The following is a 15439-nucleotide window of genomic DNA, read 5'->3' as shown; positions in this document are numbered from 1 at the left end:
CACGCCCGGGAGAATTATCAGCAAAGCCCCGCTCTGCCTATATCCTCAGCAACTTGCGGCGCTCCGCCGCCCCGCTAAAGCGCCGCCGATGGCAAGAACGCGTCCCCTGCTCGTGTTCGACTCCGGAATCGGAGGGCTGTCGGTGCTGCGGCCGATCCGCGCTTTGCTGCCGAATGCGCCGATCGTCTATGTCGCCGACAGCGCCGGCTTCCCCTATGGCACCAAACGGGCGGGCGACATCGAGGCGCGAATACCGGCTTTGCTGGGGCGGCTTTCCGAACGCTTTGATCCGGAGCTGATCGTCATCGCCTGCAACACCGCCTCGACCATCGCACTGGACGGGGTGCGCGCGGCGCTCGACGTGCCGATCGTCGGCACAGTGCCGGCGATCAAACCCGCCGCCGAACGGTCGAAGAGCCGCGTCATCGGCGTGCTCGGCACCCAGGCGACGGTGCGGCAGCCCTATGTCGATCGGCTGGCGAGCGAGTTCGCGGCCGACTGCATCGTCATCCGCCACGGATCGGGCGAACTCGTCGAGCTGGCCGAGGCGAAGCTGCGCGGCGAGCCTGCCGATCAAGCCGCTTATGCCGGCGTCATGGCCGGGCTCCTCGACCAGCGCGACGGCGAGCAGATCGACACTGTCGTGCTCGCCTGCACGCACTTTCCCCTGGTCGAGCAGGAAATCGCCGAGGCCGCGCCGCGCCCGCTCGCCTTTGTCGACGGCAAGGAGGGGATCGCCCGCCGCACCGCCTGGCTGCTGCGCGACAAGGAATGGCCGGACGAGCCGGGCGCCGGCCGCGCCCTCTTCACGCGCTGGTTGCCCGAGCTGGAGCGCTACCGGACGGGGTTGGCGGATTACGGACTCGAACTTATAACCGGCTCCGGGCGCTAGGCCCTTGTTGCGAACCGTTATCACTGGCCTTGAGCAGCCGATCGGCGGTATGTGCGGTAAAGCTACGGGGAGCGGGACCTTGGACTATCAGGCGATTTTCGCGCAGGCGATCGACCGGCTGCACGCCGAAGGCCGCTATCGCGTGTTCATCGATATCCTGCGCAACAAGGGGAGCTTCCCCAACGCCCGCTGCTTCGCTGGCCATAACGGGCCGAAGCCGATCACCGTCTGGTGCTCCAACGACTATCTCGCGATGGGCCAGCACCCGAAGGTCGTCGAAGCGATGGAGGAGGCGCTGCACGATGTCGGCGCGGGCTCCGGCGGCACCCGCAATATCGGCGGCAACACCCATTACCATGTCGAGCTGGAGGCCGAGCTGGCCGACCTCCACGGCAAGGAATCGGCCCTGCTCTTCACCTCCGGCTACATCTCCAACGAGGCGACGCTCTCCACGGTCGCCAAGCTGCTGCCCGGCTGCGTGATCTTCTCGGACGAACTCAATCACGCCTCGATGATCGCCGGCATCCGCAACAGCGGCTGCGAGAAGAAGGTCTTCCGTCACAACGACATCGCCCATCTCGAGGAGCTGCTCGCCGCCGCCGATCCGGAGGCGCCCAAGCTGATCGCCTTCGAGAGCGTCTATTCGATGGACGGCGACGTCGCGCCGATCGCCGCAATCTGCGACCTCGCCGACAAGTATAACGCGCTCACCTATCTCGACGAGGTCCACGCGGTCGGCATGTACGGCGCGCGCGGCGGCGGCATCTCGGAGCGGGACGACGTCGCCCATCGCCTCACCATCATCGAGGGCACGCTCGGCAAGGCGTTCGGCGTGATGGGCGGCTATATCGCCGCCGACCGCAACATCGTCGACGTGGTGCGCAGCTACGCGCCCGGCTTCATCTTCACGACCTCGCTCTCGCCGGTGCTGGTCGCCGGCGTGCTTGCCAGCGTCCGCCACCTCAAGAGCTCGTCGGTCGAGCGCGAGGCCCAGCAGGCCCATGCGGCGCGCCTGAAGGCGATCTTCACCGAGGCGAACCTGCCGGTGATGCCGTCGACGACGCACATCGTGCCGCTGATGGTCGGCGATCCAGTCAAGGCCAAAAGGATCAGCGATATCCTGCTCGCCGAATATGGCGTCTACGTGCAGCCGATAAATTATCCGACCGTCCCCCGCGGCACCGAGCGCCTGCGCTTCACGCCCGGCCCGGCGCATACCGAAGAGATGATGCACGAGCTCGCCACCGCCTTGGTCGAGATCTGGGACCGGCTGGAGATGCGGCTGGCCGCCTAGCTACTTTCGTCATGGCCGAGCCAGCAAACAGGGATTTCCGGCACTCGACCCCTCCCGATCTCCAGGCGGCGCTGCAGGGAGACAGCCCACTCCGGGAAAGGTGGGACGACCTGACGCCGTTGGCCCGCAACGAGTGGATATGCTGGATGACGTCCGCCAAACAGGCCGCGACGCGGGCCAAGCGCCTTGGGCGCCTGCAGGAGGATCTGTTGGCAGGCAAGCGTCGGCCGTGCTGCTGGCCCGGCTGCCCACATCGCAGCGAGGCCGCCCGAAAGTGGGTTGACGCTTAGGCCGCTCGCCCGCCTCCGCGAAACGTCCAGCGGCGGCCGGCGGCGGCAACACGTCGCAGTATCAGGTGGCGAATCCAGCCGGTCTTAACTAGGGATGCGCCATGCGCATCGTCATCGCTTCCGATCATGCCGCCGTGGAATTGAAGGCGGCCTTGGCCGAGCATCTTCGCGGTGCAGGGCACCAAGTGACCGATCTGGGTCCCGCGACTACCGACTCCGTCGACTATCCCCTCTATGGCTACAAGCTGGCCGAGGCGATTGCGTCCGGTGCGGCGGACAAGGGCGTGGCCCTGTGCGGCTCGGGCATCGGCATCTCGATCGCGATCAACCGCAACTCCGCCTGCCGCTGCGCGCTTGTGTCGGAGCCGCTGTCGGCTGCGCTGGCGCGTCAGCACAATGATGCCAACATCATCGCCATGGGCGCTCGGCTCGTCGGGCCGGAAATGGCGAAAGCCTGCGTCGACGCCTTTCTCGGCACCGGCTTTCTCGGCGACCGCCACCAGCGGCGCGTCGACCAACTCTCCAATCCCAGCTTCGCGAAGGAACCCGCATGAGCACGCAGCCGATCGGCCATGGATTCCAGCATGAGGGCTTCTTCAGCGACGCGCTACGGCAGCGCGACGATGCGGTCGCCGATGGGGTCGCGGCGGAGCTCGACCGGCAGCAGAACCAGATCGAGCTGATCGCGTCCGAGAACATTGTTTCGAAGGCGGTTCTGGAGGCGCAGGGGTCGGTTCTCACCAATAAATATGCGGAGGGCTATCCGGGCCGCCGCTATTACCAGGGCTGCGCGCCCTCGGACGCGGTCGAGACGCTGGCGATCGAGCGGGCCAAGCAATTGTTCGGCTGCGGCTTCGCCAACGTCCAGCCGCATTCGGGCGCTCAGGCCAACGGTGCGGTGATGCTGGCGCTGACCAAGCCGGGCGACACGATCCTCGGCATGAGCCTCGATGCAGGCGGCCACCTCACCCACGGCGCCAAGCCGGCGCTGAGCGGCAAATGGTTCAATGCGATCCAATACGGTGTTCGCAGGGACGACCATCTCGTCGACTTCGATCAGGTCGAGGCGCTCGCCCGCGAGCACAAGCCGACGCTCATCATCGCCGGCGGCTCGGCCTATCCGCGCCACATCGACTTCGCCCGCTTCCGCGCCATCGCGGACGAGGTCGGCGCGACCTTCATGGTGGATATGGCCCATTTCGCCGGCCTGGTCGCGGCGGGCGAGCACCCGTCCCCCTTCGGCCACGCCCATGTCGTCACCACCACCACCCACAAGACCCTGCGCGGCCCGCGCGGCGGCATGGTGCTGACCGATGAGGAGGGCATAGCCAAGAAGATGAATTCGGCCGTCTTCCCCGGCCTCCAGGGCGGACCGCTGATGCACGTCATCGCAGCCAAGGCGGTGGCGTTCGGCGAGGCGCTGCAGCCGGAGTTCAAGAGCTACGCGCGGGCCGTCATCGCCAATGCCAAGGCGCTCGCCGGCCGCCTCAGCGAACGCGGCGCCAATCTCGTCTCCGGCGGCACCGACACGCACCTTGCCCTGATCGATCTCACCCCTTTGGGAATCACCGGCAAGGATGCCGACGAGGCGCTGGAGCGCGCCGCGATCACCTGCAACAAGAACGGCATCCCGTTCGATCCGCTGCCCCCGGTCAAGACCAGCGGCATCCGCGTCGGCTCGCCCGCTGGCACGACGCGCGGCTTCGGCGTCCAGGAGTTCCGCGACATTGCCGACATGATCGCCGACGTGCTCGAAGGCCTGCGCACCAACAGTCATGACGGGAACGGCGAAGTCGAGGCATCCGTTAAGGCCCGGGTGCGCGACCTTTGCGCGCGCTTCCCCATCTATCAGGGCTAGGAGCGTTCGGATGCAGGACAAGGAACTCGGCAAGAGCATGGCCAAATGGGCGGCCTTGGGTGCCGTGGTGGCGATCCCGGTGCCGTTCGTGGGGCCGATCCTCGGTGCCGCCGCAGGCGCCGGCTATGCTTACGTCAAGGCGAAGAAAAAGGCCTGAATGCGCTGCCCCTTCTGCTCGCATGACGCCAGCCAGGTGAAGGACAGCCGGCCGACCGAGGACGGCTCGGCGATCCGGCGTCGCCGCCAGTGCGAGGATTGCGGGGCGCGCTTCACCACCTTTGAACGCATCCAGCTGCGCGAGCTTACGGTTGTAAAATCGGGCAACCGCCGGGAGCCGTTCGACCGGGCCAAGCTTGAGCGCTCGCTGTCTACGGCGCTGCGCAAGCGGCCGGTCCCGCCGGAGCGGATCGACAAGTTGCTTTCCTCGATCCAGCGCCAGCTCGAGACGAGCGGCGAGAGTGAGGTGCCGTCGAGCGCGATCGGCGCGATGGTGATGGACGGCCTCAAGGCGCTCGACACCGTCGCCTACATCCGCTTCGCCTCGGTGTACAAGGACTTCCGCGAAGCCCGGGACTTCGAGGAGTTCGCCGTAACGGTCGCCGAGGCCGCGGAAGAGTGACGCCGCCTGCCATTGTGCTGGTCCGACCGCAGCTTGGCGAGAATATCGGCAAAGCGGCGCGGGCGATGCTGAATTTCGGGCTGACGGACCTCAGGCTGGTCAGTCCGCGCGACGGCTGGCCCAACCCGTCCGCGGGGCCTGCCGCATCCGGCGCGGACGTCGTGCTCGAACGCGCCCGCGTCTTCGACAGCGTCGCCGAAGCTGTGGCCGACCGCCCGTTTGTTTATGCGACCACCGTCCGCAAGCGCGGCCTCGTTTTGCCCGTCGTAACGCCCGAGCAGGCGGCGCGGGAGGTTCGCACTCAGGCCGGCGCCTCAGCCATCCTGTTCGGGGCGGAGCGCTCGGGTCTCGAGACCGAAGATGTCGCAATCGCGCAGAAGATCGTCACCGTGCCGATCAACCCTGAGTTCGGGTCGCTGAATCTTGCCCAGGCGGTGATTCTGATCGCCTACGAATGGTCGAAGCACGAGGCGCTCGCCATGCCGACGGAGGGGGAGCCTGCCGAGCTGCGGGCGACGCAGGAACAGCTGGAGGGGCTCATCGGGCAGTTCGACCAGTCGCTCGAGCAGGCCGGCTATTACTTCCCGCCGGACCGCACGCCGGCGACGCGCAAGACGCTGAGGACGATCCTGAGCAAGGCGGGCTGGTCGAACCGCGAAGTCCAGGCGCTGCGCGGCATGATCCGGGCATTGTGCAATCCTCGGAAGCGCTGACAAGCACTTGCTTTCACAAAGAAATCTAGTATCGGGCGCGTTCCTTTGTTCGCCGGGGTGGTGCACATGATCCGTTCGTTCGTCTTCTCTGGCCTTTTGACGTCTGCCGCCGTCGCGGTTGCGCAGCCCACCGACTCCGCTCCGGCCCCGACGGCCACTAAGCCGGCCAAGGAAAAGAAGATCTGCCGCGCGCTCGACGACAGCACGTCGCGCCTGCCGAAGCGCGTCTGCCGCACCGCCCAGCAGTGGGAGGGCAACAAGCGCGGGACCTCGGGTGATGACGTGAAGCGCGACTGACGCCTGCCGCGCGCCCTTGACCCGGCTGCGGTTGACTTCCAGCACTCGAGCCGCCACATGGCGCGCTCGCAATTGGCTCCGCACCCCTGGTGAAGCGGCAGCCGCACCCGGCGATCGGTCGGGTGGTGCGGTTCCGGGGATTTCCGCCCGATTTCGGGCAACAGCAAATTGAGGTGACACATGTCGAAGCGCACCAGCGCCAAGTATAAGCTCGACCGCCGCATGGGCGAGAATGTCTTCGGACGTCCCAAGAGCCCGGTCAACAAGCGCGAATATGGCCCCGGGCAGCACGGCCAGCGCCGCAAGGGCAAGATGTCGGACTTCGGCATCCAGCTGCGCGCGAAGCAGAAGCTGAAGGGCTATTACGGCGACGTCACCGAGAAGCAGTTCAAGCAGACCTTCCAGCAGGCCAGCCGCATGAAGGGCGACGCCTCGCAGAACCTGATCGGCCTGCTCGAGCGCCGTCTCGACATGGTCGTCTACCGCGCCAAGTTCGCACCGACCATCTGGTCGGCCCGCCAGATGGTCAGCCACGGCCACATCCGCGTCAACGGCGTGAAGTGCAACATCGCCTCCCGTCGCGTGAACGTCGGCGACGTGATCGAGCTGGGCTCCAAGGCGCAGGAAATGGCGCTGGTGATGGAGGCGCAGAGCCTCGCCGAGCGCGACATCCCCGACTATGTCGTTCCGGACGGCGCCTCTAAGGTCACCTACACCCGGGTGCCGACGCTGGACGAGGTGCCCTATCCGGTGAAGATGGAGCCGAACCTGGTCGTCGAGTTCTACTCGCGCTAAACGAAAAAAGGGCGGCTCCGAGCCGCCCTTTTCTTTTCTGCTCCTCCCGCGGGCCTATTTCAGCCCGGCCGCGAGGAACGTGCCGATCCTGTCGAGCATCTGGGTGCGTGCGGCTGAATCGTTGAGGCTGTGGTCCAGGCCCTGGAACAGCACCAGCTCGCTCTTCCTACCGGCGGCCTTCAGCTTCTCGTCCATCGCGCGGGACTGGGCGACGCCGACGTTGATGTCCATGTCACCGTGGAACATCAGCACGGGCGCCTGGATGCGCTCCACATTCTGAAGCGGCGATCCCTGCGCGACGTGCGGCCCGGCGCCGACGAACTCGGCGACGAGGCTGGCGTTGTTGAACCACCTCGCCTCTTCCTTGACCATGTTGAGGTCCGTCACCGGCGCAATCGCCACGACCGCCTTATAGAGGTCGGGTTCCACCACCGCCGACTGGAGCGCCGCATAGCCGCCATAGGACCAGCCCAGGATCGCCAGCTTCGCCGGGTCGACACCCTGGCCGACCAGCCACCTGGCGCCGGAGGTGATGTCGCCAATCGAGGTCTGCCAGCTGCGGAAGCCATTCTGCTTCAGCCACTCGTCGCCATAGCCGTCCGAGCCGCGATAATTGGGCTGCAGCACAGCATAGCCCTGATTGGCGAGGAACTGAGCAAGCCAGTCGAAACCCCATTCGTCGCGGGCGCTGGGGCCGCCGTGCGGGAGCACGATCGCCGGCAGTCCCTTCGCCTGCTTGCCGGGCGGCAGCGTCAGATAGGCCGGAATTTGGACGCCGTCGGCGGCGGGATAGCTGACCGCCTTCACCGTCGCCAGCTTGACGCCCTCTAGCTGCGGCCGCACCAGCATGATCTCCGCCAGATTGCTGTCCCGCTTGCTGTAGACATAATAGCGGCCCGGATCTGAATCGCTGCCGGCGAAGACCAGCAGCTTGTCGCCGTCGGCACTGGCGGAGCTGAACTGGATCAGGGGAAGGTTCGGGATCGCCTTGGAGAGCGAGGCGGCGAGCTTCTTAAACTCCTCGTCGAAATAGACGACCCGCCGCTTCTCTTCGGCGAAGGTGACGCCGATCACCTTCTGGCCGTCGCCGATCCGCACCACATTGTCGATATCGACGCGGTCGTTCGCATAAGCGAGCTCGGTCGCAAGTGAGCCGTCGAGCTTGACGCGATACAGCGCGAAGCGGCCGTTCAGCTTCTTCAGGACGTAAGCGGAATCGATATCCGCATCGATCGCGAGCGGGATCAGGCCCTCGCGCGTGGTGGAATCGTAGCTGCCCAGATTGTTCCAGTCAGACGAGCCCTTGCGGCGATACTGGTAGTCCGTGCGCGAGCCCATCTGCTCGCCCCCGGAGTGGGTGGACCGGGTCGAGCGGATGCGGACATTGCCGCGGCCGTCGCTGATGAAATGAGCGGCATCCCTGTCGGCGACCTCCACCACGGACGTCTTGAGAGTCCTGACGTCGACGCGGTCGATGCCGAGGCCGTCGGTCCGCCGCACCATGCGGGTGGAGGTCCGCGATTCCGGCACATATTGCCGCGCCATCAGCACCCCATTGCCGTCGCCGGGGAGCCAGTCGAGGACGTCGCCGTCGAACTGCCGCAGCCGCGTGTCGTAAAAGGAACTGCGCTGGCCGAGCTGCTTGGCGTCGCTGCCATCGGCGTTGAGCGACAGCAGCCGCGACATGCCGAGCCTCATTCCTTCATGCTCGACGACGCTGCGCATGCGGCAGACCAGCCGGTCGTTGCTGACAAAGTTACACCAGCTCAGCCGGTCAGGCTTGCCCGCGGAGCGCGTGATCGCCTGCTCGGTGCCCCCGTCGACCTTGGCGACGTTGAGCACGGACACGGCTCCCGGTCCCGGCGAGACATAGGCGATCATGCTGCCGTCCGGAGACAGATCGATATTCTCGATGCTCTCGCGCGCTCCGAACATGGCCGCGGCCGGGTTCGTTGCCGCCGCCGGGGCCGCCAGCGCGAGCAGCGACATTCCACCTATATACTTGAATGACTTGGTCATCTTCATCCCCCCTTGATGCGCAGGGTCTAGAGGAAGCTTTTCGGGCGACGCAAGGTGGTGGGAGCCGCAATCGTTGCGCAGGCGTTGTCGGCCTGTCATGAGCGCACGCGCAGCAAAGCCCTCGGAGGACAGGATGAAATTCAGGTTGGTGGCGGCGATGCCGATGCTGTTCGCTACGGCATGCGCGACAACGCCGGGCGAGCAGGGCGGCACGAACATGGCCGCACCAGCGGAGATCTCGGAAGCCACGCTCGCCACTGCGACGCAGATCCTGTCGTCTGACGAATATGAAGGCCGCGCGCCGACCACGCCCGGCGAGGAGAAGACCGTCCGCTACATATCCGAGCGGTTCCAGCAGGCGGGGCTGCGGCCGGGCAATAACGGCAGCTGGTATCAGGAGGTGCCGCTGGTCGAGACCACCGCCACGCCGACGGCGCTGCGCATCACCGGCGGCAGCGGCCCCCTCACCTTCCAGTATCGAACCGACATGGTCGCCAATTCCTATCAGGTGCAGCCGCGGATCAGGCTGGAGAATAGCGACATCGTCTTCGTCGGCTACGGCATCAACGCGCCCGAGCGCGGCTGGAACGACTATGCAGGCCTCGACGTCCGCGGGAAAACCGTGGTCATCCTGGTCAACGATCCGGACTGGCAGACGCAGGAGCTGAAGGGTCCCTTCAACGGCCGCGCGATGACCTATTATGGCCGCTGGACCTACAAATATGAGGAAGCGGCGCGGCAGGGCGCGGCCGCGGCGATCATCGTCCACGAAACCGCGCCGGCGGCCTATGGCTGGAACGTCGTCCAGTCCTCCTGGACGGGCCCCCAGTACAATATGGACGACCCCAACAATCATATGGACCAGTCGAAGGTGATCGGCTGGCTTACTCGCGACGCCGCGGCGAAGCTGTTCGCGAATTCAGGGCTCGACTACGCGCAGCTCAAGGAAGCGGCGAAGCAGAAGGGTTTTCGCGCAGTCCCGCTCAGGAGCAAGGCTTCGGTGTCCCTCACCCAGGCGATCAAGCGGCAGAAGTCGCGTAACGTCGTCGGCCTGCTGCCCGGCAGCACCCGCCCCAACGAATATGTGATCTACACCGCGCACTGGGACCATCTCGGCCGCTGCGACGCTGACAAGAGCGGCGACGACATTTGCAACGGCGCCCTCGACAATGCGACCGGCACGGCCGGGCTCATCGCGCTGGCCGAAGCCCATGCCAAGGCTGGCGCGCCGGACCGCTCGATCATTTTCCTCGCCGTCACCGCCGAGGAATCGGGCCTGCTCGGCTCCCGTTACTATGGCGAGAACCCGATCTACCCGCACGCCCGGACGGTCGGCGGCATCAACATGGACGGGCTCAATGTCGCCGGGAACACGCGCGATCTGATCGTGATCGGCCGCGGCAAGTCGGGCCTCGAGGATTATTTCGAAAGGGCCGCGCGCGACATGAACCTGACGGTCAAGAACGAGCCGACACCCGAGGCCGGCTATTATTACCGCTCCGACCATTTCAGCCTCGCCAAGTTCGGCGTGCCGATGCTCTACGCCGAGGGCGGCGAGGATCTGGTCGAGGGCGGCGTCGCGGCCGGCCGTGCCGCCGCGGAGGATTACCGCGCCAACCGCTACCATCAGCCCAGCGACGAATATGAACCCGACTGGGACTGGTCGGGCGCGATCCGCGACCTCCAGATCTACTACCGCATCGGCCGGGAACTGGCCGAGAGCGACGCCTGGCCCAACTGGCGCGAAGGCGACGAATTCCGCGGCATCCGCGACCGCTCGCGCGCAAGCGTCACGGCGGCACGATGAGCGCACGCCAGCCGCCGGAATGGGCGGAGCATCGCTGGGTGTGGATCGGCTTCCCCAGCCACGCCGATCTGTGGGAGGACGATGTCGAAGCGGCGCGGGAGGAAGTGGCGGCATTCGCGCGTGCGGTTCATGCCGATGGCGCGGGCGAGGAAGTGCGGCTGGTCGTCGCCGATCCCGCCTCCGCGCGCGTTGCCAGGGAAATGGCGCCGTTCGCGACGATCGTGCAGGAGCCGTTCGGCGACATCTGGCTCCGTGACACGGGACCGATCATCCTCAAGGACCGGGGACTGCCTCAGGCGGCCAGCTTCCGCTTCAATGGCTGGGGCGGGAAATACGATCTTGAGGGAGACGATACGATCGGGCTTCGGCTCGCCGAGACCGCCGATCTGGAGGCGGCGCGGCACGACTGGATCCTGGAAGGCGGCGCCATCGACGTCGACGGAACCGGACTGCTCGTGACGACCGAGCAGTGCCTGCTCAATCCAAATCGGAACCCGGACCTCGATCGTCAGGACGTGGAGGCGCGCCTCAAGCAGGGCCTCGGCATCGAGCGCATCCTCTGGCTTGGCGAGGGTCTCCTCAACGACCATACTGACGGTCACGTCGACAATCTCGCCCGCTTCATCGGTGAAGGCCGGCTCGCTCTCCCCGTCGCTGCGGGCGAAGACGATCCGAATGCCCACGTCTACGAGGACGCCCGCCGCCGCGCCGAAGCCTTCGGGCTGGAGGTCGTTCCCCTCCCCTCGCCCGGCCGGGTCGAGCGGGATGGCGAGATCATCCCCGCTTCCTATATGAACTTCTACATCGGCAATGCGGCGGTCGTGGTCCCCCTCTACGGCGCGCCGAACGATGACGCCGCCGTCAAGGCGCTCGGCAAGCTCTTCCCGGGTCGCGAGGCTGTGGGGCTGCGCGCCGACCATGTCCTGACCGGCGGCGGCAGCTTCCATTGCATCAGCCAGCAGGTCCCCAAGTGAGTGAAGTCACCGTCGCCGCCCTCCAGCTCGCTTTCTCGGACGTGGTCGAGGAGAATATCGCTGCGGTCACCGAGCTGGTACGCGAGGCCGCGGGCAAGGGCGCGAAGCTGATCCTGCCGCCCGAATTGTTCGAGGGACATTATTTCTGCCGCACCCAGGATGAGGGGCATTTCACCCGCGCCCTCCCCGCCGGCGAGCATCCGGTCGTGCAGGCGATGCAGAAGCTCGCTGCGGAGCTAGGGGTCTATATCCCGACCAGCTTCTTCGAGGCGGACGGGCATCATCACTACAACAGCCTCGCCATGATCGACGACAAAGGCTCGGTCATGGGCGTCTACCGCAAGAGCCATATCCCCGACGGCCCCGGCTATTCGGAGAAGTTCTACTTCCGCCCCGGCAATACCGGCTTCAAGACCTTCAAGACGCCGTTCGCAACAGTCGGGCCCGCCGTCTGCTGGGACCAATGGTATCCGGAGACCGCGCGCAGCCTGATGCTCGAAGGCGCCGAGATCCTGCTCTTTCCGACCGCGATCGGCACCGAGCCGCACGATCCCGACCTCGACACCAGCCGCCTGTGGCGCCGCGCGATGATCGGCCATGCAGTGTCGAACGTCGTGCCGGTGGTCGCCGCCAACCGCATCGGCACCGAGCATGGCCAGCGCTTCTACGGCCACAGCTTCATCTGCGACCAGCGCGGCGACATGCTTGCCGAATTCGGCGCCACCGAGACCGGCGTCCTCACCGCCACGCTCGACCTGAAGCAGGCCCGCGCCCACCGCGCCGCCTTCGGCTTCTTCCGCGACCGTCGGCCCGAGCTCTACGGCCGCATCACTCAGGACATCTGAGCGCGGAGCTCCAGCGCCCGCGCGAAGACCTGCTCGAACATCGCGGCCGTGAGGCGGTTGGTGTTCTGGTTGTAGCGGGAGCAGTGATAGCTATCGATCAGGAGCCGGCCGTCGGGCAGGCGGTGTTCCGCCAGATGGCCGAAGCGGTAGGCGGAGAGCCGGCCGCCGGCATTGCGTACCACCGCGCCGTGGCCGATCTGCCCCAGCGCCACGAGGATGCGAACGTTCGGCAGGGCACTGAGCGCGCGGTCCAGGTAGGTGCCGGTGCAGGTCGCGATCTCCTGCGGCGTCGGCTTGTTCTGCGGCGGCAGGCATTTGACCGAATTGACGATGGCGACGCCCCTCAGCCGCAGGCTGTCGTCGGGCCGCTCCTCGTACATCCCCTCGGCGAGACCGAACTTCAGCAGAGTCTCGTAGAGCAGAACGCCGGCATAATCACCGGTGAACGGCCGCCCCGTACGGTTGGCGCCGTGCTTGCCGGGCGCGAGGCCGACGATGGTGAGCCATGCATCGGAATCGCCGAAATTGGGCACCGGCGCGTTCCACCAATCCGGATATTCCGCGCGAAGCTCCTCGCGAAAGGCGACCAGACGCGGGCAGAGCGGGCAGTCGCGTGGCGGCTCGACGTGCGGGACGGGGGAGATGGCGGGGAACATCGGCCTCGTCTAAGGCGCGGCCAATGGGCAAGACAAGCTATGCGATCGCGCTCGGCTCCAACCGGAGGAGCCGCCACGGCTCCCCCGCCGCGACGTTGCGCGCGGCGATCGACGCACTCCGACCCAGCGCCGCTTCCGACATTCGCGTCACGCCAGCGCTCGGTCCGGCAGGGCGAAGCTTCGCCAATGCCGTCCTGATCCTCGACAGCGACCACGAACCGCCGGACCTGCTCGCCCGCCTCAAGATTCTGGAGAAGGAATTCGGTCGCCGACCGGGCCGCCGCTGGGGTCCGCGCGTGCTCGATCTCGACATCATCCTCTGGTCGGAGGGCGCGTGGGCCGGGTCGGGCACAATCGTCCCTCACCCTGCCTTCCGGATGCGGCGGTTCGTGCTGGAGCCGCTGGCGGAACTGGTGCCCGACTGGCGCGATCCGGTGAGCGGCCTCGCCGTCCGCCATCTCCTCGCCCGCGCCCGCGCCGCCTCGCCGGTTGACCGGGGCAGCGCCCGGACATAGGGCTCGCCTTGGTCGGGCCCTTAGCTCAGTCGGTAGAGCAACTGACTTTTAATCAGTAGGTCGCTGGTTCGAATCCAGCAGGGCTCACCATCAGGTCCGGAAACGCAGCCTCCCATGAGATTTGCCCGCACTCGCTTCCTGACCGCTCTCGTCGCCCTCGCCGCGATCTGGCTGGCGATGATGCTATGGGGCGGCCCTGACGAAGCCTGGGACCGGCAGGTCTTCGCCGGCATCCATGGCGGCGCGAGCCAGACTGCAGTGGAATGGGCGCGGATCGCGACCCAGCTTGGCGGCTGGATCGTGCTCAGCGCGGTCGGCCTGGCCGCGGTGGTTGTGCTCGCCTTCAAGCGTCGGCGCCGCGCCGCCTTGCTGCTGGTGATGCTGTTCGTCGGCCGGATGGCGGTCGAGCTCCACAAGCTTTTGGCAGGGACGCCGCGCCCGCCGATCGCCGATGAGGTGATGAACGAGGCTTCGCTCTCATTCCCCAGCGGCCATGCCGCCAATTCGATGATCACCTATCTGGCGATCGCGCTGCTGGTGCCGGTCGCGCAGCGCAACCGCGCCATCGCCGTCGTACTCGCCGTCAGCCTCTCCATCGTGATCGGGCTCAGCCGGGTCGTGATCGGCGTCCACTGGCCGAGCGACGTGCTCGGCGGCTGGGCGTTCGGGCTGCTGCTGGTGGTGATCTTCATGCGCCTCGCCAGCGCCCGGCCGGAAGCCGAAGCGGGCGAAGCGAGCAATTCGGCGGAACGCTTGCCACCCTTGCGTCATTTTCCATGGCGAAGGAGACGGCAAGATGACCGACCAGAATGACCGCGGCCAGGAACGCGCCGACACGGCCCGCCGACACGACGACAGCGACATCATCGACAGGGCCGAGGGCGCCCCCAGCCAGAGCGGCTCAAGCGGCCACAATATCAGCCGCGACATCGGTACGCGCGACGAACTGAAGCAGGAAGTCGGCGAAGGCAGCGTCACGCGCGTCCGCGACAGCGATAAGCCCGAGCAGGCGAACCTGCCGCGCTTCAACCAGGGTAGTTCGAAGCTGAATTCGTCCAGCTAGACGCGGCGGAACACGACCGACAGATTGTTGGCCGGCATCTCAACCACGCGGTCGAGCCGAAGCGAGCGCCGCTCTGCCTCGGCCGCGACATCCTCCAGGTCGCGCAGGCCCCATTCGGGATTGCGTCCCTTCAGCGAGCGGTCGAACGCCTCGTTGCTCTCAGCGGTCGGCACGCCGTCGCGACGATAGGCGCCGTAAAGATAGAGTGGAGCGCCGGGCGCGAGCAGCCGCGCCGCACCGTCGAGCAGCCCCAATGTCGCCGCCCACGGGCTGATATGGACCATGTTGATGCAGAGGACCGCGTCGGCGCGCTCCAGTGGCCAGTCAGCGGAGGCGGCGTCGAGCGGCACCGGCGCCAGCAGGTTGGGCAGGCTCTCCGCGCCGCGCCACGCCTCGACCGACCGCAGCGCCACCAGGTCCGCATCGGTCGGCTGCCAGAGCAGATGGGGAAAGGCGCGGGCGAAATGGAGCGCATGCTCGCCGCTGCCGCTGGCGACTTCGACCACCAGCCCCTCGGCCGGAAGCACGTCCCGCAGCACCTCGACGATCGGCGCGGCATTGCGCGCGACGGGCGGTGCGATGCGGCGCTCGTCAGCCACCGCCGCGCCTCCGGCTGAGCCAGAGCGCGCCGAGGATGCCAGTCAGGACTCCAATGGCGGGACCGATCGTGAAGGCGGTCCCCATCGCCGCCGCGCCTTCGAAATCGTGATAGCCGAAGACGTTGGTGGCGGCGATGTAGAGGAGGATGCATACGACCCAGCCGGCCACGGCTCCCCCGAGGAAGCCAAGGACGCCAAGGCAG

The 15439-nt window shown here is 66.8% G+C and carries 20 protein-coding genes and 1 tRNA gene; 17 read left to right on the top strand and 4 right to left on the bottom strand.

What is annotated here, in order from left to right; genetic code table 11:
• The first annotated feature begins 88 nt into the window (after positions 1-88).
• From murI to rpsD, 10 genes are all read left to right on the top strand, one after another.
• On the top strand, positions 89-892 hold the full coding sequence (gene murI / locus AC5JBD_RS09900; RefSeq protein ID WP_495721629.1) for a glutamate racemase: 804 nt from the start codon (positions 89-91) through the stop codon (positions 890-892).
• Between the two features lie 79 nt (positions 893-971).
• On the top strand, positions 972-2186 hold the full coding sequence (hemA, locus tag AC5JBD_RS09895; protein ID WP_495721628.1) for a 5-aminolevulinate synthase: 1215 nt from the start codon (positions 972-974) through the stop codon (positions 2184-2186).
• Between the two features lie 11 nt (positions 2187-2197).
• Positions 2198-2476 (top strand): YdeI/OmpD-associated family protein, encoded by a 279-nt coding sequence (locus AC5JBD_RS09890; protein WP_495721627.1) that lies wholly within the window; start codon positions 2198-2200, stop codon positions 2474-2476.
• Positions 2477-2577: 101 nt separating this feature from the next.
• Positions 2578-3030: a ribose 5-phosphate isomerase B gene (gene rpiB / locus AC5JBD_RS09885; RefSeq protein ID WP_495721626.1), complete on the top strand. Its 453-nt coding sequence runs from the start codon at positions 2578-2580 to the stop codon at positions 3028-3030.
• Entirely contained in the window at positions 3027-4334 is a 1308-nt protein-coding gene (glyA, locus tag AC5JBD_RS09880; RefSeq protein WP_495721625.1) for a serine hydroxymethyltransferase, read from the top strand. Before rpiB ends, glyA begins: the two co-directional genes overlap by 4 nt.
• Before the next feature lie 10 nt (positions 4335-4344).
• On the top strand, positions 4345-4491 hold the full coding sequence (locus AC5JBD_RS09875) for a hypothetical protein (RefSeq protein ID WP_495721624.1): 147 nt from the start codon (positions 4345-4347) through the stop codon (positions 4489-4491).
• Complete coding sequence (gene nrdR, locus AC5JBD_RS09870; RefSeq protein ID WP_495721623.1) at positions 4492-4953, top strand: transcriptional regulator NrdR; 462 nt, start codon at positions 4492-4494, stop codon at positions 4951-4953.
• The gene (locus AC5JBD_RS09865; RefSeq protein WP_495721622.1) at positions 4950-5666 is read left to right on the top strand and encodes an RNA methyltransferase; all 717 of its coding nucleotides are present in this window, start codon (positions 4950-4952) and stop codon (positions 5664-5666) included. The genes nrdR and AC5JBD_RS09865 overlap by 4 nt, the downstream gene beginning before the upstream one ends.
• Positions 5667-5732: 66 nt before the next feature.
• Positions 5733-5963 carry a hypothetical protein gene (locus tag AC5JBD_RS09860; RefSeq protein WP_495721621.1) on the top strand — a complete coding sequence of 77 codons (231 nt, stop codon included), beginning with the start codon at positions 5733-5735 and terminating at the stop codon, positions 5961-5963.
• 180 nt (positions 5964-6143) lie between these two features.
• Positions 6144-6758, top strand: a complete 615-nt coding sequence (gene rpsD / locus AC5JBD_RS09855) for a 30S ribosomal protein S4 (RefSeq protein WP_495721620.1) — start codon at positions 6144-6146, stop codon at positions 6756-6758.
• A gap of 54 nt (positions 6759-6812) precedes the next feature.
• On the opposite strand, the gene AC5JBD_RS09850 is transcribed toward rpsD, so the two are convergent.
• Complete coding sequence (locus AC5JBD_RS09850; RefSeq protein ID WP_495721619.1) at positions 6813-8777, bottom strand: alpha/beta hydrolase family protein; 1965 nt, start codon at positions 8775-8777, stop codon at positions 6813-6815.
• 133 nt (positions 8778-8910) lie between these two features.
• Between AC5JBD_RS09850 and AC5JBD_RS09845 the strand changes: the two genes are divergently transcribed.
• Genes AC5JBD_RS09845 through aguB form a run of 3 tightly spaced genes read left to right on the top strand, consistent with a single transcriptional unit; the run spans position 8911 to position 12403 of the window.
• Complete coding sequence (locus tag AC5JBD_RS09845) at positions 8911-10584, top strand: M28 family metallopeptidase (protein ID WP_495721618.1); 1674 nt, start codon at positions 8911-8913, stop codon at positions 10582-10584.
• On the top strand, positions 10581-11558 hold the full coding sequence (locus AC5JBD_RS09840; protein ID WP_495721617.1) for an agmatine deiminase family protein: 978 nt from the start codon (positions 10581-10583) through the stop codon (positions 11556-11558). Before AC5JBD_RS09845 ends, AC5JBD_RS09840 begins: the two co-directional genes overlap by 4 nt.
• On the top strand, positions 11555-12403 hold the full coding sequence (gene aguB, locus AC5JBD_RS09835) for an N-carbamoylputrescine amidase (protein WP_495721616.1): 849 nt from the start codon (positions 11555-11557) through the stop codon (positions 12401-12403). Before AC5JBD_RS09840 ends, aguB begins: the two co-directional genes overlap by 4 nt.
• Here the strand turns inward: aguB and AC5JBD_RS09830 are convergent.
• Positions 12391-13059 (bottom strand): uracil-DNA glycosylase, encoded by a 669-nt coding sequence (locus AC5JBD_RS09830; RefSeq protein WP_495721615.1) that lies wholly within the window; start codon positions 13057-13059, stop codon positions 12391-12393. The two genes, aguB and AC5JBD_RS09830, sit on opposite strands and share 13 nt — an antisense overlap.
• A gap of 23 nt (positions 13060-13082) precedes the next feature.
• Between AC5JBD_RS09830 and folK the strand changes: the two genes are divergently transcribed.
• The 4 genes from folK (at position 13083) to AC5JBD_RS09810 (ending at position 14637) form a co-directional block, all read left to right on the top strand.
• Complete coding sequence (gene folK, locus AC5JBD_RS09825) at positions 13083-13574, top strand: 2-amino-4-hydroxy-6-hydroxymethyldihydropteridine diphosphokinase (protein WP_495721614.1); 492 nt, start codon at positions 13083-13085, stop codon at positions 13572-13574.
• Between the two features lie 14 nt (positions 13575-13588).
• Positions 13589-13664: transfer RNA gene (locus AC5JBD_RS09820), tRNA-Lys, on the top strand.
• Positions 13665-13688: 24 nt separating this feature from the next.
• Complete coding sequence (locus tag AC5JBD_RS09815) at positions 13689-14387, top strand: phosphatase PAP2 family protein (protein WP_495721613.1); 699 nt, start codon at positions 13689-13691, stop codon at positions 14385-14387.
• Positions 14371-14637: a hypothetical protein gene (locus AC5JBD_RS09810; RefSeq protein WP_495721612.1), complete on the top strand. Its 267-nt coding sequence runs from the start codon at positions 14371-14373 to the stop codon at positions 14635-14637. The genes AC5JBD_RS09815 and AC5JBD_RS09810 overlap by 17 nt, the downstream gene beginning before the upstream one ends.
• Here the strand turns inward: AC5JBD_RS09810 and AC5JBD_RS09805 are convergent.
• Both AC5JBD_RS09805 and AC5JBD_RS09800 read right to left on the bottom strand, forming a co-directional pair.
• Entirely contained in the window at positions 14634-15236 is a 603-nt protein-coding gene (locus tag AC5JBD_RS09805) for a DUF938 domain-containing protein (protein ID WP_495721611.1), read from the bottom strand. The two genes, AC5JBD_RS09810 and AC5JBD_RS09805, sit on opposite strands and share 4 nt — an antisense overlap.
• The gene (locus tag AC5JBD_RS09800) at positions 15229-15405 is read right to left on the bottom strand and encodes a hypothetical protein (protein ID WP_495721610.1); all 177 of its coding nucleotides are present in this window, start codon (positions 15403-15405) and stop codon (positions 15229-15231) included. The genes AC5JBD_RS09805 and AC5JBD_RS09800 overlap by 8 nt, the downstream gene beginning before the upstream one ends.
• Positions 15406-15439 lie beyond the last annotated feature (34 nt).

It is taken from the genome of Allosphingosinicella sp., assembly GCF_059502505.1.
This window is presented reverse-complemented; position numbering and strand designations above follow the sequence as displayed.